This window comes from Lysobacter sp. H21R4 (assembly GCF_015277535.1).
Taxonomy (GTDB): domain Bacteria; phylum Pseudomonadota; class Gammaproteobacteria; order Xanthomonadales; family Xanthomonadaceae; genus Novilysobacter; species Novilysobacter ciconiae.
In genome coordinates this window covers 1,427,037-1,447,754 of record NZ_CP063772.1, presented here as the reverse complement: position 1 = coordinate 1,447,754, position 20,718 = coordinate 1,427,037, and the positions used below count along the sequence as shown (strand labels likewise).

Below are 20,718 nucleotides of genomic sequence, written 5' to 3'. Positions count from 1 at the left end.
GGATCGATGAGTCTCACCGAGTACCGCAGGAAGCGGCAGTTCAACAGGACCCGCGAGCCCGAGCCGGGTAAACCGTTGACGCCGGGTGACCGGGCGATTTTCGTCGTCCAGCTCCATCACGCCTCGCGCCGCCATTACGACTTCCGCCTGCAGGTGGGCGATGCGCTGAAATCCTGGGCCGTGCCCAAGGGCCCCAGCTACGACCCCAAGGTCAAGCGCATGGCGGTCGAGGTGGAGGACCACCCGGTCGACTACGCCAGCTTTGAGGGCGAAATTCCCAAGGGCGAGTACGGCGGCGGCCACGTCGCGCAGTTCGACCATGGCGTCTGGAGCACGCAGTACGACGCCAAAGCCCAGCTCGCCAAGGGTCACCTGCGCTTCCAGCTGTTCGGCGAAAAGCTCAAGGGCGGGTGGCATCTGGTGCGCTCGGGCAAGGCGGCCCGGCAGCCGCAGTGGCTTCTGTTCAAGGACGATGACGCCTACGCCTCCGATCTGGAGGCCGACGACCTTCTGGGCGATGTCACGCCCGCGCCGGCGGCCGACGTCAAACGAGCCGGTCGAGGCAAGACGGGCAAGAAGGGCCTGCTGGCGCCACCGGAACCGCGCGCGACGTCAACACGTGCGGCGAAAAAGAAATGGGCGACGGCGGCGGCCAAACTGCCAGGCGCGAAAAAGGCCACGCTCGACGGTGGCGCGTTCGAGCCGCAATTGGCCAAGTTGGGCGATGCACCTCCCAGTGGTGAGCGCTGGCTGCACGAAGTGAAATGGGACGGCTACCGGCTGGTGGCGACCATCGTGGCCGGGCGGGTGCGGCTGTGGTCCCGCAACGCACTGGAGTGGACGGGGAAGGTCCCCGAGGTGGCACAAGCGCTGGAGCAACTGGGGCTGCGGAGTGCGGCGCTGGACGGTGAACTGATCGCCGGCACCGGCACCCAGCAGGACTTCAATGTCCTCCAGGCGACGCTGTCGGGAGAGCAGCAGGGCGCCCTGAGCTACGTCCTGTTCGACCTGTTGCACCTGGACGGGATCGCCATTGACCAAGCGCCGCTGCTGGAGCGCAAGCGATTGCTGGAAGCCGTGCTGGCCGACGCTCCGCCGTCGCTGGCGTACAGCTCGCACATCCCGGTCGATGGTGCCGCCGCATTCGCCCTGGCCGGCGAACAGCACTTCGAAGGCATCATTTCCAAACGCGCCGACGGCGTCTATCACCCCGGTCGCGGCGACGACTGGCGCAAGACCAAATCGATCCAGAGTGACGAGTTCGCCGTGGTTGGGACGCTGCCCCCCAAGGGCTCGCGCAAGGGCTTTGGCGCGCTTTTGCTGGCCCGCCCCGACGGGGCAGGGGGCTGGTCCTACGCCGGTCGCGTGGGCAGCGGTTTCAGCGACCGCCAGCTCGACGAGATCAGCGCCCATATCGGCAACGCCGGCAGTGCGACGCCCACCGTGGAGGTGCCGGCCAGCCAGAAGGGGCCGCTGCGCGCGGCGACCTGGTTCGACCCGCTGTTTGTCGCCGAGGTCTACCTGCGGGGCATCAGCGGCCAGGGCCTGCTCCGGCAGCCTTCGTTGAAGACCATTCGACTGGACAAGGATCCCGGTGACCTGATGAGCAGCGACAAGTCCGCCCCCAAGCCGTCCGCCGAGCCGATCAAGATCAGCAGCCCTACCAAGCTGATCTATCCCGACGCGCGCATCACCAAGGCCGACGTTGCGGCGTACTACGAGCAGGTCATGGACTACCTGCTGCCGGAGGTCATCAATCGGCCGCTGTCGGTGATCCGGTGCCCGTCCGGGACCGCCAAGGCGTGCTTCTTCCAGAAACACCACACCGCGGGCATGGAGCGCGTGGACCTGGTCCGCCTGAAGGAGGAAGCGGGCACCAACGCCAACTACCTGGTGGTCCGCGATGCCGCCGGGTTGATGGAACTGGTCCAGTTCAACGCCCTGGAATTCCACCCCTGGGGCTCGTTCGCCGACAACCCGGACGTGGCCAACCGGGTGGTTTTCGATCTGGATCCGGGCCCGGACGTCCCGTTTGCCGAGGTCAAGCAGGCCGCCCGCGACGTTCGGAAGCTGCTGCAGCAAGCCGGGCTGGTGAGCTTCCTGCGCACCACCGGCGGCAAGGGGCTGCACGTGGTGGTACCGCTGAACCCGGGGTGTGAATGGGAACTGGTCAAGCACTTCGCGCACGGGTTTGCTGACGCCCTGGCCGAGTCCGAGCCCGAGCGCTTCATCGCGGTCTCAACCTTGAAGCTGCGTCCGGGCAAGATCTTCATCGATTACCTGCGCAACAGTCGCGGCGCGACGGCGATCGCCAGTTACTCGCTGCGGGCACGGGAGGGCGCGCCGGTCGCCTTGCCACTGACATGGGCGCAACTGGGATCGCTCAAGGCCGGCAACGAGTTCGATCTGCGCAGCGTACCGCCGCGTCTGCGGCGCAGGCGCAAGGACCCGTGGGAGGGCATCAACTCCGTCCAGCAGGACCTGTCGCGCTGGTCGGCAGGCTGACGCGTATTTGATGCGGGTTTCACCTTCGCGGCCGTACGTTTCCCGTTCCAGACCACGCCGCGAGAGCACCATGCCGACTTCCAAACGCCCACCGTCCAATGGCAGCAAGAAGAGCGGTGCGGCTGCCAAGGCCGCCGCACGCGCGTCCGACAGCGGGCCCGCAGCGCCGCCTCCCGGTGACATCGACGATGCGCCGGCGCAGCAGGCCGCCGACATCAACGCCACCGTCGCGGCCATGCCTTACAACCCGACCAAGCCCGCCGAATACGGCCACGACAACGCCCGCGCGCCCAGCGAAGGGGCCCACAATCCTCCCGCGTCCGCGCTGGTCGGTGCCAGCACACTGGCGGAGACCAACCACTCCGACAAGACGGGGCGTGCGGCCACGGCAGGCAGGAACCCCACCGTCGATCCGCTCGACCGCGTCCGCGTGGATGCGACTGGCCAACCGCTGACGACCAACCAGGGAGTAGGGGTCGCCGACAACCAGAATTCCCTGAAGGCCGGGCTGCGGGGACCGGCCCTGCTGAAGGACTTCATCCTCCGCGAAAAGCTCACCCACTTCGACCACGAACGCATCCCGGAACGCGTCGTGCATGCGCGCGGATCCGGTGCCCACGGCATTTTCGAGTGCTACGAGCCGCTGACCAAGCTCACTCGGGCGGCGCCGTTCCAGGAGGCCGGCAAGATCACGCCGGTATTCGTCCGTTTTTCCACGGTGGCGGGCGAGCGCGGCTCCAAAGACACCCCACGTGACGTGCGCGGCTTCGCGGTCAAGTTCTACACCGACGAGGGCAACTGGGATCTGGTCGGCAACAACATGCCGGTGTTTTTCATCCAGGACGCGATGAAGTTCCCGGACCTGGTCCACGCGGTCAAGCCCGAGCCGCACCACGCGATGCCGCAGGCGGCGTCCGCCCACAACACGTTCTGGGACTTCATCGGCCTGATGCCCGAGTCGATCCACACGATCATGTGGCTGATGTCGGACCGGGCGATTCCGCGCAGCTTCCGCATGATGCAGGGCTTTGGCGTGCACACCTTCCGGTTCGTCAACGCGGAAGGCGCGTCGGTGTTCGTCAAGTTCCACTGGAACCCGATCCTGGGCACGCATTCGCTGGTCTGGGACGAGGCAGTCAAGATCGGCGGCGCAGACCCGGACTTCAACCGGCGCGACCTGTGGGATGCGATCGAAGCGGGGGAGTACCCGTCATGGGAACTGGGCGTGCAGATCTTCAGCGAGGAGGATGCGGAGAAGTACAGCTTCGACGTGCTCGACTCGACCAAGATCGTGCCCGAGGAACTGGTGCCGGTGAGACCGATCGGACGCATGACCCTCAACCGCAATCCGGACAATTTCTTCGCCGAAACCGAACAGGTCGCGTTCTGCAGCGCGCACGTGGTGCCGGGCATCGACTTCACCAATGACCCGTTGCTGGCCGGGCGCATCCATTCCTACGTGGATACCCAGCTCAGCCGGCTGGGCGGACCGAACTTCCACGAGATCCCGATCAATGCCCCGATCGCGCCGGTGCAGAACAACCAGCGGGACGGCATGCATCGCCAGGCGATCCACCGGGGTTCGGTCTCCTATGAGCCCAACAGTCTGGCGGGCGGGTGTCCGTTCCAGACCGGCGTGGCCGGTTACGTGCCATTTCCCGAGCCGGTGCATCAGGACGAAGTGCGCGGCAAGCCGGAGAAATTTGCCGAGCATTTCAACCAGGCAACCCTGTTTTACGAGAGCCAATCCGCCCCCGAGCAGGCGCACATCGTTGCCGCGTTCCGCTTTGAGCTGAGCAAATGCACCGTGCCGGCGATCCGCGAACGGATGGTGTCGATGCTGCGCAATGTTTCCGAGTCGCTGGCCGCACAGGTCGCCCAAGGGCTTGGCATGGCGCTTCCGGAGCCGATGCCCCGTGCACTGGCCAATCCGCCGGCCCCGGAAATCACCCGTTCACCCGCATTGTCGCTGTTGGCAAGGCCCGGCGATGGCGGCATCCGGACGCGAAAGATCGCAATGCTGGTCGCCGATGGCGTTGACGGGGAGGCCGTTGCCAGCACCCAGGCGGCGCTGCTTGCGGCCGGTGCGGTGCCGCGACTCGTGGGCAGCCGGATCGGTCCGGTCAAGCCGGCGGCGGGCGACACGTTGGATGCGGATGCGTCGATGGAGAACGAACCTTCGGTCCTGTTCGACGCCCTGGTGTTGCCGGCGGGCGAGGCAGGCATCGCCGCGCTCGCCCGCGATGGCCACACGGCCGAGTTCATCAAGGACCAGTACCGTCACGGCAAGACGATCCTTGCACTGGGCGGTTCGCGCTCCTTGCTCGATGACGCTGGCATTCCGGTCACGCTCGTCGACGGAAGTCCGGATCCGGGAATTCTGGTCGGCGCGGAGGAATCGCTCACGTCCAGCGTCAAGGCGTTTATCGAAGCGGTTGCCCGCCATCGTCATCCCGAGCGTGAGACCGATCCGCCGCGGGTCTGAGTGACAGGTCAGGCGCACCCAGCCATCCGGCATAGCGCCGGGTGGCTTTTTTGTGCCGGCCGCTTCAATGGGGTGGTCGCTCTGGGGATGGACGAGAAAGCCGTGCGACGGCGGCGCTGGTTCGTAGGTCAGATGTCCTGGTACATAATCTGCATTATGCGAAGTGTGGGGCGCAGGCTTTCCAGCCCAAACCTTCCCGCACCTTCGCCCACAGACCTTCCCGGAGCGCCGCCCGCAAAGCTGGCTGAACTGACCACCGCCGTTCAGCCCTCGGCGTACGCCGTGCTACGGTAGTTGGCATAGCTCGAGGAGACACCCGATCACCCATCCCGTTGATGCGCCCTCAATGGAAACGCTCTACAAGGCACTGAAGAAGTACGTGCCGCGGGTGAGAAAAGACAAACGCCTGCCCGCGCCGCCTGCCCGCACCGTTGACGTATACAGCGAGCTCTGCGGCAGCAAATTGACCCTCGATGCGGAAATAGTCGACGGTCGTGTGGCCGACGTCGGTTACCGCGTCCGCGCCTGCTCGCTGGGACAGGCCGCCACCGCCATCGCCGCGCAGCGCGCCATCGGCATGGACGCCGCCGGCCTGGCTCGCGTCCAGACCCAGCTTGAGAATCTACTTTCGGGTTCATCCGAACCCGATGCCCCACTCGACTGGCCTGAAGTCGAGATTTTCGCCGCCGCCAGGCAGCACAGTGCGCGACACGGAGCAATTTTGCTGCCGTTTGTCGCGTTCCAGAAACTGTTCGCCAATGACCACGCCCCTGGCAAAGGCGCAACTGAAGGAGAGTCCGTGTGAAAAAGGATATTTTCGTGATCGGCGGAGGGATCGGCGGCACCATGACCGCCAACAGCCTCGTCGCCAAACTCTATCCGGAGATCCGTCGCGGCGAGGTTCGCGTCTCGCTGATTTCCAACAGCCCGTGGCACTACTACAAGCCGGCCTTCATGTACGTGGCCTTTGGCATGTTCTACAAGAACGAACTGCGCCGCCGGCAGACATCGCTGCTGCGCCCGGAGGTGAATTTCATCCTTGACGAGGTCAGCGCGTTCGACTTCAAGGACAGCCGCCTGCGCACCAAATCGGGCGCCGACCACAGCTACGACTACCTGGTGGTGTCGACCGGCTGCATCCCCTCCCCCGAGCGCATCGAAGGCCTCGCCGAGGGCGGCGACCACTTCTACCAGCACGATCCCGCGCTGAAGCTTTACAACAAGCTGCGAACGATCGAGAAGGGCCGCATCTTCATCGGCGTGACCTTCCCGCAGACGCCCAACGTGCCCCATCAGTGCGGTATCGCGCCGATGGAGACCACCCTGATGCTGGACGACCTGCTGCGCAAGCGCGGCGTTCGCGACCAGGTTGAGATCGTCTACACCTACCCCACGATCTCGCAGCTATTGCGCAACTGCCTGTTCCTGCAAAAGGACGTCGGCGAGGTGCTGCCGGGCGTCTTCGAATCCAAGGGGATCGAGTACAAGCGCGGCTTCACGCTCAACCGCGTCGACCCGGACGCCAAGGTCGCCTACTCCGAGGAAGGTGGCGAGGAGCCCTTCGACATCCTGATGCAGACTCCGCCGATCCGCGCGGTCGATGCGGTGCTCAATTCCGGCATCTCGCAGGCGCCCAACAACGAAGGCTGGCTGCCGACCGATCGCCTGACGCTGCAGATGGACGGGTTCCCCAACGTGTTTCCGATGGGCGACACGGTGGACCTGCCGATCAGCAAGGCCGGCGGCAGCTGCCACAACCAAGCGCCGGTGATCTGCGACAACATCGCGGGACTCATCCGACTGGGGCACACGGTGGCCGAATACGACGGCAAGGTGCAGGCAATCGCGCAGATGGGACTGGAGGCGGGCATGCCGCTCTGGTACGACTACGACAAAGACGTGCAACCCACCCCGGCCACCAAGATCGGCGGGCTGATGCGCAAGGGATTCAACCGCGGCGTGTACTGGTCCGTCGCCCGTGGCCTGGTCTGAGGAGAACACCATGAACAAGGAAATTGAAACGACGCCCCAGCCGATGCAGTCACTCGCGGATCTGGCGCGCCAATCGCCGGAGCTGAACGATCGGGCTACGCTGGAAGGCATTTCCGACATCGTCGCCAAGCTGGCTCCGCTGCTGCAGGGCAAGCGGCTGCACAACGTTGTCGACCTGTTGTCGGCGGTGTCGGACGTGGTCGACATGGCCGATGACGCGATGGTCCAGAAGCTCATGAAGGGCTACGAAGACGTCGTCGCCGGCGCCTGGAACCTCAACAACATCACCCGCCATTCGGCGGCCTTGGCTGGCGCGGTGGAGACCCCGCCCACCCTGTGGCAGGGGATCCGGGCGTTCAACCGTGACGAGGATGCCCGCCGCGGACTGCTGGTGGCAATGAACCTGTTGAGCAGCGTGGGCCGCCAGGCGAGACTGGCCAGCGAGCCCATCGCCGAGGACTGAACCTGGAGGACACCGGAGGACAGCAGCTGGACGCGATCGCAGCCATCGGAAACGCCCTCGCCCGGGACGCCAGTGTCCTGCCCCTGGACTTCTACCAGCGACCGGCGACCGAACTGGCGCCGGCGCTGCTGAACAAGTTGCTGGTGACCACGGAAGGTCGCGCCGGCCGGATCGTCGAAGTCGAGGCCTACACCGATTCCGGCGATCCGGCGTCGCATTCCCACCGCGGACCAACGCCGCGCAACGCGACAATGTTCGGCCCGCCTGGCCACCTGTACGTCTATCTCAGCTACGGCATCCACTGGTGCGCGAACGTGGTCTGCGGCCAGGAGGGACAGGGCACTGCGGTGCTGATCCGCGCTCTGCAGCCGGTTGCCGGGTTGGAGCGGATGCGGGAGGCGCGTGGCAAGGCGCGCAGCGACCTGGACCTGTGCCGCGGCCCTGCGCGGCTCGCCCAGGCATTGGGCATCAGTGGCGAGGATGACGGCACCGACCTGCTCCGCGGCCCGATCCGGCTGCTTGGGGACGGCTGCCCTCCCCCGCCGCACCCCGTGTCCAGCCCACGGATAGGCATTACCCGCGCGACCGAACTGCCGTGGCGCTGGTACGTGCCCGACAATCCGCACGTATCCCGGCTGTCGGGGACCTCACGCTCGCGCTAGCCGCGCAGCTCAGAAGGTCATGGGAACCCGCGCCGTCAGGGTGACATCAGGCGTGTCGCGGGTGACGCCGACCCCTAGCGAGACATTGAGCGTGTAGCGCTCGCTGTAGCGGTAGGACGCGCCGAGCAGCAGCGTGCCCAGGGTGACGCGCACCGCGCCCGGCGCGTCTTCCCCGTTCTGCTGTGTCTTGCCGACCAGGCTGGTGTCGTAGCCGATGCTGATCGACGCCTTCTCGTTCAGCGCCAGCCCCATCCCGACGTTGAAGCCCCAGATATCGCCGGCGTCGACGTCGCCGATCGGATCGGTGGCCGTCTGGGGATAGCCCTCGGGCGCGCCGGTCAGCACGGTTCGCGACACTTCGTGACGGGCGAAATTGTGCAGGTAGCTGAAGCTGCCGAAAAACACGACCGGGTCCGACGGGTACAACCACGTGAGCCCGGGCTGGATGGACTGGAAACCGCTGCCCGTCGGCAGATGCAGCGGCAATCCGGTTCCGGTCGCGTTGGCGACGCAGCGGGTCACGCAGTCTGTGACCACTTCGAACGGGTCCTTGCCGGTATTGGATTTGTAGCGCAGCCAGCCAACATAGAACGCTTTGTCCGGCCCGCCCCGGTTCAACTGGTAGCGGACGGTCGCCTCCACATCACCGATCCCTTCGCCATGGGCGTTGAACACCTTGTCGAGCGCGCTGCCGGTAAAGATCTCCCGGCTCACCGTATCGGCGCTGGTGTAGACGTAGGGGACCCGCGCTTCGAGCTCCAAGCGGTTACTCAGCCCGTAACGCGCGGTCATGGTGGCCGTGCCGGTGGTGGTCTTGACCTGGCGCACGTCGATCAATCCGATCAGGATCGCCGGAATGACCGTATAGCCGACCAGGGCGACGCGGTTGCTGGAGGAATAGCCGTACTGCAGCGACGGTTCCAGGACGAACTTGCCCGGTGGCGTAAGCACGCCGGGCTGTTCGAATATCTGCGCGACTTCAGGCGGCCGCAGGTCCTGTTCCGGCGCTCGGCCGACCGGCTGCGGCCGGCGCTCCGGGTCCTGGCTGGATCGGGCGCCCTCGGCCGACGCGAGGGACGCCGCCGTCGCGTCTATCGGCCGTTCGGCGTCCTGCGTCGTATCGACCACACCGCGCGCGCGAGCTCCGGCCAGCCGCTCATCGGCGAGCGCCTGGCGAAGCTCGGCAACGCTGTGTTCCTGGGCCTGCAGTTGCGACCGTAGATCCTCCAGCTGGACCGTTTGCTGGTCCAGGCGCAGCTGCAGCGAGTCCAGACGGTCGCCCTGGCCCGTATCCGCCCCGCCGTCCTGCGCCCTCGCCCTGCCGGTGTCCAGCAGCGTCAGGCAGGGCGCCAGCACCGCAAGGGCCACCATGTGCTGCATCCGTTTGCTCATGGGCCTTCCTGTTCGATCACTTCGGGAGGTGACGTCGCGATGCCTTCAAGGCGCACCCGGTGCCCGCTGCAGGGCCGTTTGCAGCGCCTCGTTGGCCATGGCGCTGCGCATGGCGCCCAGCGAACCGATGCCGACATCGATCGTGGTAAGGGCGCTGATGTCCTGGCCGCTGGATGCGTTCTGGATTACCAGCACCGCGCCCTGGCTGACCAATCCGGCGCCACCTGATGAAGCGAACGTGTTCCCGTCACCGATCTGGACAACCATCCCCTCGCGGACGCGGGCGAGATCGCGCGCCTGTTCCGCAGTGATCCTGCTCAGATCAGGAATGACCACGCGGCTTGACGCAACCTGGGTGCCGTTGACCAGCACCACCCGCTCGATGCCAAAGGACAGTTGCAGTCCCGACGGCAGCTGGAATCCGCCGCGCATCGTTTCCAGGCGTGAAACAGGCAGCGCCTTCCACTCCGGCCCCAACGCCGGCAGTGAGGCTGGCGGCGGATCGGCCGCGGCAACCCTGGCAGGCGCCGCGAGGGCGGCAACCATCGTCAGCGCCAACAGTGGGTGGGCATGCATCGGATAGGCGCGCATCACGAATCCCCCGGGCCGAACTTGGGCCGCACAATGTCGTCCAGGCCGCGGCGGCCGAGGCCGGCGTCCAGCGGGGCCGGCGGGGCGGTACGCCAGTCACGTGCCAGGTTGAAGCGGGCGTCGTCTCGCTGGTTGTGGACGACGAAAAGCACGCCGTTATCCCATAGCGCATTGAACCGCCGCAGTGACATCGCCCGGGTTCCGCGTGCCGGGTCGCCCAGCAGCACGCGGCCGTTGCGCAGGCCCTTGACCACGACAAAGTGCCGGTAGCCGCGGTCGTTGAGCAGGACGATGGCCGGCAGTCCCTCCTCCAGCAGCTTGTCCAGCGGCAACTCGAAGCCGTCCGCAATGAACCCCAGGGACGCCAGGTAGCGCCGCATGTCGAGCAGCGAAAATCCCTCCGCGCGGATCTTTGGCTGATCGCCATGCCGGTACATCTGCACAAACACGTCCTGTTCCGTGACCGGATGGCCGTACTGGTAGGTCAACAGGGTTGCAGTGGCCGCGGAGCCACAACTGAAGTCGAAACGCTGCGCGATCGTGGTCTTGAATCGTGCCTCCTTCAGGCTGGTGATCGGCAGCGAGTAGCTGCCTCCGTGCGGTGCCTGGACCGTCAGGGCCGAGGCACCGGCCGCGATCGGGTTCGTGAGCACGAGCGCCGCGAGCAGCAGCGCCGCGGGGATCGCGCCGCCCCTCTCAAGCGGCAAGCCAGCGCTCCCGGATCCCATCGCTCTGAAGCTCATGGGCCTGAGCCGGAAAACTGCACGTTCACGATCATCGCGTTCTGGATCAGCACATTGGCGCCGCTGTTCTGGATCACCGTGCTGATGCCGTTCGCGTTGGAAAAAGCACCGCCGGTAAGTGAATTGGTCCCGGTGACCACGTTCTCGGCGTGGTTGTCGCTGACGATGCCGTTGTTGCGGAGCTCACTTTTCGCTTCGCCGCCGCGCAGTTCCTGCAGCACGCTGGCATTGACGGGCGCGCCGAAGCCGGTGACCGGCGCGGACGACTGCCCTTCGGCCCAGGCGCTTCCGCACGCCGCGGATACCGCGAAGGCGACGAGAAGCGACCATCCAGACCATTGCGCACGGCTGCGTGGACTCGCAGTTGACGGGTAGTGGTACATGCATGTTCTCCCTGGCCGATGGGGCCGTGTCCCCGGCGGTCGATGCCAGACCGCCAGGGCATATGCCGGGTTGGCCCGTGCCAGCTCCGGCGTTGGCAGCTGCTACGGGCCGACGGCCAGGTTCGCCTGGACAGTCACGCCCTGCTGGATCAACGATGCCGCGCCGCTGTTCTGCGCCACGACCATGATCCCGGCAGCCGCATTGGCCGAGCCGTTCATGTAGTTCGACATGTCGAAGCTTCCCGCATCGGCCATGGTGGAGCCGCCATCGCCCGCGCGGCCTCCGTTGCCACCCGTGCCGTCGCCGCCACGGCCGTTGCCGCCCATGCCGTCACCGCCGTTGCCGCCGTCACCCGACGTCGCCATGGCATCGCCGCTGTAACCCGAATCCGCGCTGTCGGCCGCGCCCGAATCGGCACTCGCGGTCGCGTCGGCTGTCGCCGCGCCCGAAGTCGATGTGTTGGCGCTGTCGGTGGTCGCATCTGCGCTTGCATCCGCCGTGGCATCCGCGGTCGAGTCACCCGCACGACGCTCACGGGCACGTGCGTCGGCATCCGAATAGCCATCCGCCCAAGTCTCCGCCAAGCCAAGGGCCGCAGAGTCGGAGCTTGAACCGGAGCCCGCCCAGGAGCCGGCATCGCCACTGTCACTGGACGCGTTGCCCAGGCGCATGCTGGCGGCCGTCGCGTCGCCGGTATCGCCACCGTCAGCGCCGTAGCCCTCGCCGCCGTTGCCGCTGCCGCCGCGCCCATCGCCCGCATAGCCGCCGTCGCCACCGCGCGCGTTGCCGTTGTTGCGCGCCACGTTGCCGATGTCATACACGCTGACACCGCTGACGTAGCCGTTCAGTTCGGTCCGGGCGACAGCCCTGCTGGTGTTGAACGAGCTGGACCAGTTGGCCGTGGCCGTGCTGTTGTTGTTGGCCGCCGCACTGCCCTGCCCCGAGGCGTCCGCGCGGCCGCGATTGTTGCGGTTGTTGCCGCTGTAGTCCTCGTCGTTGCTATCGGTGTTCGTGGTGGTCTGGTCGATCGTCTGGGTGTTGTCACCCGGTCCGCGTTCGTCGGCCGACTGCGCCAGGGCCTGGCCGGAGACACCCAGCGCCAGCAAAATCGTGGATGAGATGAGGGTTCTGCGTAGTTGCATCGTCGTTCTCCTGGGTCAATGCGCCGACCGTGGAAAACAGGGGGGAGGGGCCGACGCTGTAAGGAGAAAACGCATCAGTCATGCCAAGGTGTGCCCGGTCGAGTGCAAGCCAGAAACGGTGCGGGGCGTTCTGCCCATGCGCATGCCGCGAACCCAATCTCGGCTGTTGCACGCCCTGAACAGCTGGAGAGTCGACGCTTTTCCGTGCGGACGTTCTTGGCGTTGGGGAAGCGCGGCCCGGCGTTGCCGGACGCGGCATCGGGATCCGGACCCGCTGATGCAGCGATCCCACAGGGGTGTAACGGTGTAGTTACACCTTGTTACACCAGGGTTACATCGGCACCAGGTGGCGGCCAAGGCACGCCGATCAGCGTGCTTTTTTCTGCGCCACTATCCGCGCCGCGCGGATCCGGTCGATCTTTTCCTTCAACTTGATTTCCATACCCCGCTCCACCGGTCGGTAGTAGACCTGCTCGCCCATCGCATCGGGAAATCCGGTCTGCTCCAATGCGATGCCGTCGGCCGCATCATGGTCGTACTGATAGCCCTTGGCGTAGCCCAGTTCCTTCATCAGCTTGGTGGGCGCGTTGCGCAAATGCATCGGCACCTCCTGCGTGCCGTGCTCTCGCACGTCGCGTCGGGCGGCGTTCCAGGCCGTATAGGCGGCATTGGATTTGGCGGTGCTGGCCAGGTAGATCACCAGTTGGGCCAGCGCCAGGTCGCCCTCCGGACTGCCCAGGCGGTCGTAGGTATCCCAGGCGTCGATCGCCATCTGCTGGGCGCGCGGATCGGCCAGGCCGATGTCCTCGGTCGCCATCCGCGTCAGCCGGCGGGCCAGGTAGGCCGGATCGCAGCCGCCGTCCATCATCCGCGCGAACCAGTACAGCGCGGCGTCGGGGTTGGAGCTGCGCACCGACTTGTGCAGGGCCGATATCTGGTCGTAGAACTGCTCGCCACCCTTGTCGAAGCGGCGGGTCCTGTCGGCGAGGACCTGCACCAGCGTCGCCGGGGTGATCTCGCCCTCTTCGCCCAGAGCCAGCTCGGCGGCGATCTCCAGCAGCGTCAATCCGCGGCGTACATCGCCATCCGCCGCGCCGGCAATCTGCAGCAGTGCCTCGTCGGTGACTTTCAGGTGCTGCCCGCCGAGTCCGCGGTCGGCGTCGTCCAGCGCGCGGCGCAGTGCGATTGCGATGTCGTCGGCGGAAACCGCGTCCATGACGTGCACGCGGCAGCGTGACAGCAGCGCGGAATTGAGCTCGAAGGACGGATTTTCGGTGGTCGCGCCAACGAACAGGATCGTGCCGCGCTCGATGTGCGGCAGGAACGCGTCCTGCTGGGTCTTGTTGAAGCGGTGCACCTCGTCGACGAAGAGCACCGTACGCCGGCCTTCGGCGAATCGCTGAGCCGCCTCTGCCAGCACCTTGCGAACTTCCGGCAAGCCGGACAGCACCGCCGATATCGCCCGGAACTCGGCATCCGTGTACTGGGCCAGCAGCAACGCGAAGGTGGTCTTTCCGCAGCCCGGCGGTCCCCAAAGGATCATCGAGTGGGCGTGGCCGGATTCCACCGCGCGCCGCAGTGCCGACTCGGGTGCCAGCAGGCGTCGCTGGCCGACCATCTCGTCCAGCGACGCCGGCCGCATGCGCTCGGCGAGCGGGCGCAGCGCGCTGTTGTCCACGCTCAGCAGATCAGGCGTCAGGGACGCATCGGTACCGGCGGCGCGCGATCTGGGCAAGCGGGGAGCGTGATCAGCCTTCGCCGATCACGTCCACGCCCTTGGGCGGCGTGTATTTGAAGGTGGACGCGGCGAAGTCGGGATTGCGCTTCCACGCGCCGAACTCGATGCGGGTGCGCTGGCCTACAGCGTCCTCCACCTCCATGCGGACCAGCTTGGCGTCGGCAAAGCCCAGGCGTGCGGTGCGGAAGCTGGCCTCCTCGTCGCTCCTGGGGGCCAGGCTGAGCCAGTCCAAGCCGTCCGCCTTGCCGGTTTCCTTGACCACGAATCGCTGGTCCAGCTTGGCCGGCTCAAACAATGCGGAAAGCGGGCTGCTCTGCTCCTCGCCGCCCTGGGAACGCACGGTCACCTGCTCCAGGTCAGGATCGAAGATCCACACCTTCTTGCCGTCGGCGACGATCAGCTGCGGATGCGGTTTGACGTACTCCCAGCGGAACAGGTGCGGAACCGACAGCTGGACCTTGCCGGTGGAGGTCTCCTTCAGCTTGCCGCCAGCGTCGTACACCTGCTGGGTGAAAGAGCCATCCAGCCCGGTCAGCCCCTTGGTGAATTGCGAGAGATCATCACGTGCGCCCGCAAGCGCGCTGCCGGCGACAAACGCTCCCAGCAGCAATCCGGTACCCCAGCGAATCATCGGGTTCATAGGTCGATCTCCGGTTGCGTCAACGTTGCTGTCCAACGAACGTCAAGTGTGTGGGCACCAAGCTGAACAGGTACGCGACATCGTGCGCGACGGTTCAGTCCCGCGGTGGCGGCGGCGCCAGTACGCTGCGGTCGCCGTTGTGTTCCTGCGGGCTGACGATGCCGGCGGCCTCCATCGCCTCGACCAGCCGCGCGGCGCGGTTGTAGCCGATCTTGAGACGCCGCTGCACGCCCGAGATCGACGCCCTCCTCGTCTCGGTGACCACGCGGACCGCCTCGTCGTACAGCGGGTCGGATTCGTCGCCGCTGCTGACGGTTTCCGGCAGGCCACCGGCACCCACCACCACGCCGTCGCCCATGGTCTGGACGTCTTCCAGCACGCCGGTGATGTAATCGGGACCACCGCCGGTCTGCTTGAGGAACTCGACCACGCGATGCACCTCGTCGTCGGACACGAACGCACCGTGCACGCGCTCGGGCATCGCGGTGCCCGGCGGGAGGTAGAGCATGTCGCCATTGCCAAGCAGCGTTTCCGCGCCGGACTGGTCAAGGATGGTGCGGGAGTCGATCTTGCTCGACACCTGGAAGGCGATCCGGGTCGGGATGTTGGCCTTGATGAGCCCGGTGATGACGTCCACCGACGGCCGCTGCGTGGCCAGGATCAGGTGGATGCCGGCAGCGCGGGACTTCTGCGCCAGACGGGCGATCAGCTCCTCCACTTTCTTGCCGACGATCATCATCATGTCGGCGAATTCGTCGATGAAGATCACGATGAACGGCAGCGGTTCCAGCAGCGGCGCCACTTCATCGATTTCCGGATTCGGCTTGAACAGCGGGTCGCTCATCGGCTGGCCGGCGTCGATTGCGTCGCGCACCTTCTTGTTGAAGCCCGCCAGGTTGCGCACGCCGACCGCGCTCATCAGCTTGTAGCGCCGCTCCATCTCGGCCACGCACCAGCGCAGCGCGTTGGCGGCTTCCTTCATGTCGGTGACCACCGGCGCCAGCAGGTGCGGAATGCCCTCGTAGACCGAGAGTTCCAGCATCTTCGGGTCGATCATCAGCATCCGTACGTCTTTCGCCGATGCCTTGTAGAGCAGGCTCAACACCATCGCATTGACGCCGACCGACTTGCCCGAGCCGGTGGTGCCGGCGACCAGCAGGTGCGGCATGCGAGCCAGGTCCGCCACCGTCGGACGTCCACCGATGTCCTTGCCCAGTGCGATGGTCAGCGGACTGGAGGATTTGTCATATTCCTTGGAACGCAGCAGCTCGGAGAGGTAGATCATCTCGCGCTTGTCGTTCGGGGTTTCCAGGCCGATCACCGCCTTGCCCGGAATCACGTCGACCACGCGGACGGCCTTCACCGACAGCCCGCGCGCGATGTCCTTGTCCAGCGAGCTGATCTGGCTGACCTTGATCCCGGGCGCCGGCTCGATCTCGAAGCGCGTGATCACCGGCCCCGGATAGGCGCCGACCACGGTCGCATCGATGCGGAAATCCTTGAGCTTGAACTCGATCTGCCGCGACAGGGTCTCCAGCGTCTCGGAGTTGTAGCCCTTGGGCTGCGGCTTGGGGTCGTCCAGCAGCGACAAAGGCGGTATCCCGCTGCCATCGCTGACGTTGAGCAACGGGATCTGCTGCTCGCGGTGGGCGCGGTCGCTGCGCTCCACTGCCGCCGGTGCGGGCGGCTCGATCCTGACCGGCGCACGTTTTGCCCGCAGCTCGGTATCGACCTTGCGGACCTCCTCGCGCTCCTCGCGCAGCGCCCGGGTGTGCTGCCACTCGCTGGCTTGCTTCGTGCCACGCCGGAACAAACCGCCCAGCACCGGCCCCAGGCGCATCACGCCCTGCCCGATTCGATCCATCACAGCCAGCCAGGAGATGCCGGTGGCCAGGGTTACCGAGACCAGCAGCAAGGCCAGCAGGAACAGGTTGCCGCCGACCGGCCCGAAGCCCTTGTACAGCGAGTCCCCCACGAGCTTGCCCAGGATGCCGCCGGCGCCGGCCGAAAAGTCCGCCACCGGGCCGATGCGCAACTGCAGCAATCCGGTCGCCGAGACGAGGAAACCGACGATGCCGACCAGGCGAAGCGCGGGACCGAGGTCGGCCTCGCCGTCGCCGTCGGTATCCATTCCGAACAGCGCGATCCAGGCGACCAGGCCCAACATCACCGGCAACAGGAACGCCACATAACCGCACAGGGCGAGCAACACACTCGCCGTCCACGCGCCGAAATAGCCGCCCACGTTGCTGGTCGGCGCGGTCACGCTGACCGACTGCGACCAGCCCGGGTCGCTGGGCGAATAGGTGAACAGGCTGGCGACCAGATACAGCAGGACCGGCGCGATCACGATCATCGCGATATCCCGCATCAGCCGCTGGCGGCCCGGCGAAGGCGTTTTCGCAGCGCCGGGACTCAATGGGGCTTTCTTTTTCCGGGATGCAGCAGACGCTTGCGCCACCGTGATGTTCCGCCTTAGCTAAGTTGCGTTAGCTATTGAATATACGTGAAATAATGGAATCCGGCCGCATCAAGCGACTGCGATGCAACGATCCGTTCCCGCCCCTTCGCCTTGTGTTGCCGGGAACCGGACTCCAAGCTAGGTAGCATCCTGGCAGCTGCATTAACGCTGCCGCCGCATCTCCGACAACCGTTGCGATTATAGACATGACCCCAAACAAACACGCCCGCCTCATCATCCTGGGCTCCGGCCCTGCGGGCTGGACTTCCGCGGTGTACGCTGCCCGCGCCAACCTCAAACCGCTGCTGATCACCGGCATGCAGATGGGCGGTCAGCTGATGACCACCACTGACGTGGACAACTGGCCCGGCGATGCGCACGGCCTGCAGGGCCCCGACCTGATGTCGCGCATGCAGGCGCACGCCGAGCGCTTCGACACCGAGGTGGTGTTCGACCACATCCACTCGGCGGACCTGTCGCGTCGCCCGTTCCGCCTGATCGGCGACAGCGGCGAGTACACCTGCGACGCGTTGGTCATCGCCACCGGCGCCAGCGCCAAATACCTGGGGCTGGAGTCGGAGACCAAGTACATGGGCAAGGGCGTGTCCGCCTGCGCGACGTGCGACGGCTTCTTCTACAAGGAACAGGAAGTGGCGGTCATCGGCGGTGGCAACACGGCCGTCGAGGAGGCCCTGTACCTGTCCAACATCGCCCGCAAGGTCTATCTGGTGCATCGCCGCGACACCCTGCGCGCGGAGAAGATCCTGCAGGACAAGCTGTTCGCCAAGGCCCAGGCGGGCAAGATCGAACTGGTCTGGGACCATGCGGTGGAGGAAGTGCTCGGCGACGACTCCGGTGTGACCGGCATGCGCCTTCGCTCCACCAAGGGTGACCAGAGCGTCCGCGAGATCCAGGTCAACGGCTTCTTCGTGGCGATTGGCCACACCCCCAACACCTCGTTGTTCGAAGGCCAGCTGGAAATGAACAGCGGCTACCTGCAGATCGAGTCGGGCCTGGCCGGCAACGCGACCCAGACCTCGGTGCCCGGCGTGTTCGCCGCCGGCGATGTGGCCGACCAGGTCTACCGCCAGGCGATCACCTCGGCCGGCTTCGGCTGCATGGCCGCGCTGGACGCCGAGCGTTTCCTCGACCTGGAAAGCTGACCACCGGCACCCGCCGATGAGCGCCCTGCTCGCTCGCACGGTCGCCCGGCTGGATGAGATAGAGCCTGCAGCGTGGGACCGGCTGCACGACGGCGGCAATCCGTTCGTGCGCCATGCGTTCCTTGCCGGCCTGGAACGGCACGGCTGCATCCAGGCCGAATGGGGCTGGACGCCCCGGCACCTGACCCTGTGGCGCGACGGCACGCTGGTGGCCGCCGCGCCGGGCTATCTGAAAGAGAACTCGCACGGCGAGTTCGTGTTCGACCACGCCTGGGCCCGCGCTTACGCTTCGCAGGGCCTGGCGTACTTCCCCAAGCATCTTTACGCGGTGCCCTACTCCCCGGTCACCGGCCCGCGCCTGCTGGCGGCTGGCGATGCCGGGCTTGAGCGGGCACTGGTTGATGCGATGGCCGACGATGCGGCGCGTATGGGTAACTCCTCGGCGCACGTCAATTTCCACCCGGCGGGCCAGCAGGGAGCATTCGAGGACGCCGAAACCAGCAGCCAATGGCTGGCCCGCATCGACGTCCAGTACCACTGGACTAACCACGGCGACTGGGAGGACTTTGCTGCCTTTCTGGGCGCGCTCAGCCACAAGCGTCGCAAGAACATCCGCCAGGAACGCGCCCGCGTTGCCGCCGCAGGGGTGAGCTTGCGCATCGTCGATGGCACGAGCGCGACGGCGGAAGACCTGCGCCAGATCCACGGTTTCTACCTGCAGACATTCGCCGAATACGGTAACCACCCGGCGCTGACGCTGCCCTTCCTGCACCATCTCGCCGCGACGATGCCCGAGTCGATCGTCCTGTTCTTCGCCGAGCGCGAGGGCCGGCCCATCGCAGGCGCGCTGTGCCTGCGTGGCGGCGACACGCTGTACGGGCGCTACTGGGGCTCGATCGAAGACGTGCCTGGCCTGCACTTCGAGACCTGCTACTACCAGGGCATCGAATACTGCCTGCGCGAAGGCCTGTCGCGCTTTGAGCCCGGCGCGCAGGGCGAGCACAAACTGGCGCGCGGCTTCCTGCCTGTCTTCGTGCACAGCCGTCACTGGATTGCCGAGCCGGTGCTTCGTGACGCCCTGCGGCCCTGGTGCGCCCACGAGGCCGAATCGGTGCGCAGCTACGCGCGCACGCTGTCTGCGCATTCGCCGTTCAAGCAGGCCGAGCCCGGGCAGGCAGCAGATGCCGATCTATCTTCCTGAACTGCCGGAAGATCCGGCCGCGCCGTTCCCGGATTCGCGCACCGCACTGCGCGACCCGGACGGCTTGCTGGCGATGGGCGGCGACCTGTCACCAGCGCGTCTCTTGACCGCGTATGCCAGCGGGATCTTCCCCTGGTATTCCGAAGGCCAGCCGTTGCTCTGGTGGTCACCGGATCCGCGCACCGTTTTCCGCACCAACGCGGTGCACCTTTCCAGACGTTTCCTTCGTGATCTTCGGCGCTCCACATGGACGGTCACCGCCGACACCGCGTTCCGGCAGGTCATCGACGCCTGCGCGCAGACGCCCCGCGCCGGCCAGCCGGGCACCTGGATCACTCCCGCCATGTGTCAGGCCTACCACGCGTTGCACGCGCTGGGGTTCGCGCATTCCATCGAGGTCTGGGACGGCGCCACATTGGTCGGCGGACTGTACGGCGTGGCGATTGGCAGGATGTTTTTCGGCGAGAGCATGTTCAGCGCCGCGCCCGGAGGATCCAAGACCGCATTGGCCGCCCTCGCCCATCAGCTGGACCTGCGCGGCTGGCCGTTGATCGACGCGCAGATCGAGAATGCACACCTGGTGTCGCTGGGTGCCGAGTCGTGGCCGCGCGACCGGTTTCTGGATGTTGCTGGGGCGCTGGCCGCCGAACCGGGTGAGCCCGGTCACTGGCGTGATCGCTTCGGTCGCCTCCCGGCCAGGAGCCTGGCGGGCGCGGGCGGCAAGGCGACGGCGACCCCGACCCCGATGGGGCGCGCCACGTGAACAGGAAACCCGCGCTGGTTTTGCGCGGCGGGCCTGATCGTGTCAGAATGCCGGGCTTCGCGGCCGCATTGTTGCGCCGCCATTCGAGTGATACAGGAAACACATGGCAAAAGACGACGTGATCGAATTCGAGGGCACGGTGGCGGAAACCCTTCCGAACACCCTGTTCCGCGTGCGCCTCGAAAACGGGCACGAGATCATCGCCCACATTTCAGGCCGGATGCGCAAGAACTACATCCGCATCCTGACCGGCGACAAGGTAAAAGTGGAGATGACCCCGTACGACCTCACCAAGGGGCGCATCACCTACCGCAACAAGTAATCGCGGCGGGTACGACGCAAAAAAAGGCGGCCAGTGGCCGCCTTTTTTGTGACTCCAAATCGGGATGCCGG

At 66.3% G+C, this 20,718-nt stretch carries 18 protein-coding genes; 10 read left to right on the top strand and 8 right to left on the bottom strand.

What is annotated here, in order from left to right; translation table 11 throughout:
- Positions 1–6: 6 nt before the first annotated feature.
- The 6 genes from ligD to INQ40_RS06595 all read left to right on the top strand — a co-directional run bounded on the left by ligD (position 7) and on the right by INQ40_RS06595 (position 8,107).
- Positions 7–2,505, top strand: coding sequence for a DNA ligase D (gene ligD / locus INQ40_RS06620; RefSeq protein WP_194339662.1), 2,499 nt, complete (start codon positions 7–9; stop codon positions 2,503–2,505).
- A 70-nt stretch (positions 2,506–2,575) separates the two neighbouring features.
- A complete protein-coding gene (locus tag INQ40_RS06615; RefSeq protein ID WP_194339660.1) occupies positions 2,576–4,990 on the top strand; it encodes a catalase in 2,415 nt (804 codons plus the stop codon).
- 346 nt (positions 4,991–5,336) lie between these two features.
- Entirely contained in the window at positions 5,337–5,795 is a 459-nt protein-coding gene (locus INQ40_RS06610) for an iron-sulfur cluster assembly scaffold protein (RefSeq protein WP_194339658.1), read from the top strand.
- The gene (locus INQ40_RS06605) at positions 5,792–6,982 is read left to right on the top strand and encodes an FAD/NAD(P)-binding oxidoreductase (protein ID WP_194339656.1); all 1,191 of its coding nucleotides are present in this window, start codon (positions 5,792–5,794) and stop codon (positions 6,980–6,982) included. The genes INQ40_RS06610 and INQ40_RS06605 overlap by 4 nt, the downstream gene beginning before the upstream one ends.
- Before the next feature lie 10 nt (positions 6,983–6,992).
- Positions 6,993–7,445, top strand: a complete 453-nt coding sequence (locus INQ40_RS06600) for a hypothetical protein (RefSeq protein WP_228076516.1) — start codon at positions 6,993–6,995, stop codon at positions 7,443–7,445.
- Between the two features lie 44 nt (positions 7,446–7,489).
- The gene (locus INQ40_RS06595; protein ID WP_194342460.1) at positions 7,490–8,107 is read left to right on the top strand and encodes a DNA-3-methyladenine glycosylase; all 618 of its coding nucleotides are present in this window, start codon (positions 7,490–7,492) and stop codon (positions 8,105–8,107) included.
- Positions 8,108–8,116: 9 nt separating this feature from the next.
- Here the strand turns inward: INQ40_RS06595 and INQ40_RS06590 are convergent, their stop codons facing one another.
- From INQ40_RS06590 to INQ40_RS06555, 8 genes are all read right to left on the bottom strand, one after another.
- On the bottom strand, positions 8,117–9,499 hold the full coding sequence (locus INQ40_RS06590) for an acetate kinase (RefSeq protein ID WP_228481943.1): 1,383 nt from the start codon (positions 9,497–9,499) through the stop codon (positions 8,117–8,119).
- A 45-nt stretch (positions 9,500–9,544) separates the two neighbouring features.
- A complete protein-coding gene (locus INQ40_RS06585) occupies positions 9,545–10,090 on the bottom strand; it encodes a hypothetical protein (protein ID WP_194339654.1) in 546 nt (181 codons plus the stop codon).
- Positions 10,090–10,797 (bottom strand): C39 family peptidase, encoded by a 708-nt coding sequence (locus tag INQ40_RS06580; RefSeq protein WP_228481942.1) that lies wholly within the window; start codon positions 10,795–10,797, stop codon positions 10,090–10,092. Before INQ40_RS06580 ends, INQ40_RS06585 begins: the two co-directional genes overlap by 1 nt.
- Positions 10,798–10,829: 32 nt before the next feature.
- On the bottom strand, positions 10,830–11,054 hold the full coding sequence (locus INQ40_RS13035; protein WP_228481941.1) for a hypothetical protein: 225 nt from the start codon (positions 11,052–11,054) through the stop codon (positions 10,830–10,832).
- A 264-nt stretch (positions 11,055–11,318) separates the two neighbouring features.
- On the bottom strand, positions 11,319–12,359 hold the full coding sequence (locus INQ40_RS06570; protein ID WP_194339650.1) for a hypothetical protein: 1,041 nt from the start codon (positions 12,357–12,359) through the stop codon (positions 11,319–11,321).
- A gap of 367 nt (positions 12,360–12,726) precedes the next feature.
- Complete coding sequence (locus tag INQ40_RS06565; protein WP_305058647.1) at positions 12,727–14,094, bottom strand: replication-associated recombination protein A; 1,368 nt, start codon at positions 14,092–14,094, stop codon at positions 12,727–12,729.
- A 13-nt stretch (positions 14,095–14,107) separates the two neighbouring features.
- Entirely contained in the window at positions 14,108–14,737 is a 630-nt protein-coding gene (gene lolA, locus INQ40_RS06560; RefSeq protein WP_194339648.1) for an outer membrane lipoprotein chaperone LolA, read from the bottom strand.
- Positions 14,738–14,831: 94 nt separating this feature from the next.
- Positions 14,832–17,156 carry a DNA translocase FtsK gene (locus INQ40_RS06555; RefSeq protein ID WP_228481940.1) on the bottom strand — a complete coding sequence of 775 codons (2,325 nt, stop codon included), beginning with the start codon at positions 17,154–17,156 and terminating at the stop codon, positions 14,832–14,834.
- 248 nt (positions 17,157–17,404) lie between these two features.
- Between INQ40_RS06555 and trxB the strand changes: the two genes are divergently transcribed.
- The 4 genes from trxB (at position 17,405) to infA (ending at position 20,647) form a co-directional block, all read left to right on the top strand.
- Positions 17,405–18,361 carry a thioredoxin-disulfide reductase gene (gene trxB / locus INQ40_RS06550; RefSeq protein ID WP_193987099.1) on the top strand — a complete coding sequence of 319 codons (957 nt, stop codon included), beginning with the start codon at positions 17,405–17,407 and terminating at the stop codon, positions 18,359–18,361.
- Positions 18,362–18,377: 16 nt separating this feature from the next.
- Positions 18,378–19,562 (top strand): GNAT family N-acetyltransferase, encoded by a 1,185-nt coding sequence (locus INQ40_RS06545; protein ID WP_194339646.1) that lies wholly within the window; start codon positions 18,378–18,380, stop codon positions 19,560–19,562.
- The gene (gene aat / locus INQ40_RS06540; protein ID WP_194339644.1) at positions 19,543–20,325 is read left to right on the top strand and encodes a leucyl/phenylalanyl-tRNA--protein transferase; all 783 of its coding nucleotides are present in this window, start codon (positions 19,543–19,545) and stop codon (positions 20,323–20,325) included. Before INQ40_RS06545 ends, aat begins: the two co-directional genes overlap by 20 nt.
- A gap of 103 nt (positions 20,326–20,428) precedes the next feature.
- The gene (infA, locus tag INQ40_RS06535) at positions 20,429–20,647 is read left to right on the top strand and encodes a translation initiation factor IF-1 (RefSeq protein ID WP_036193457.1); all 219 of its coding nucleotides are present in this window, start codon (positions 20,429–20,431) and stop codon (positions 20,645–20,647) included.
- Positions 20,648–20,718 lie beyond the last annotated feature (71 nt).